2 protein-coding genes are annotated in these 766 nt (G+C 38.1%); one reads left to right on the top strand and one right to left on the bottom strand.

The annotated features are described in order from the left end of the window. Window positions 1-68 precede the first annotated feature (68 nt). Window positions 69-302 carry a SymE family type I addiction module toxin gene (locus tag HEN33_RS25240; RefSeq protein ID WP_176263293.1) on the top strand — a complete coding sequence of 78 codons (234 nt, stop codon included), beginning with the start codon at window positions 69-71 and terminating at the stop codon, window positions 300-302. A gap of 53 nt (window positions 303-355) precedes the next feature. Here the strand turns inward: HEN33_RS25240 and HEN33_RS25235 are convergent. Further along, the coding region (locus HEN33_RS25235; protein WP_183083528.1) for a HEAT repeat domain-containing protein at window positions 356-766 on the bottom strand (411 nt) is incomplete at its 5' end.

Raw genomic sequence — 766 nt, 5'->3', positions numbered from 1 at the left:
TTATTTTACTATCTAATCAGCAGGTTAAATACAAAAATATTATTTCCAAAACACAGCGCCGCTGTACCGTGGGTTATCTGCCCAACCGCAGCAACACGCCGGTGATCAAAATCAGCGCCAAATGGCTGAGAGAAGCGGGATTTGAGATCGGCACGGGCGTTACCGTGAAGATCTCGGAAGGCTGCCTGATCCTGCTTGCGGATAACAACGAAGTACAGGAACTGCGTAAGGAACTTTATCAGGTTAAACAGGCTGTTAAGGGAATGCGGGACAGGATGTTTAGTGTGCTGAACGAACGTTAAATAATAAAAAAGCCGGGAAGGTAAATAAGCTTCCCGGCTTTATATCAAACGAATCAAGCCAGTTCTCTTGCCGCTGATCTTCCATACTCTGTGTTGTTTAATAGCTCTCTTAAAGCGTCAGTAGCAGATGGGATATGTTTATTATGAGATATTAACGAAAAAGCAGCTCCTTTAAACAAAATATAACTATCCTTTTGTATAATACTTAAGGCAAATTTTATTTCATTATCACCAATAGTTAATAGGGATAATGTATTTATGCAAGAGACGATTAAGCTGTCATCCTCATCTGAATTAATTATTTCAATAAGATCATTTATAATAAAACGATCATCATAATCACCCTTGTATAACCCAATGATTTTTACCGCTTCAATTCGCAAATCATCATCACATGAATCATCTTTTACCAAAGCAAGAAAAAATGATGCAAGTTCAAGATCTAACGTCGAATTGAAGCATAC

Source organism: Escherichia sp. 94.0001 (genome assembly GCF_013369155.2).
GTDB classification, from domain to species: domain Bacteria; phylum Pseudomonadota; class Gammaproteobacteria; order Enterobacterales; family Enterobacteriaceae; genus Escherichia; species Escherichia coli_F.
Note: the sequence above shows the minus strand (reverse complement) of the source record. Positions and strands in the feature narration are given on the sequence as shown.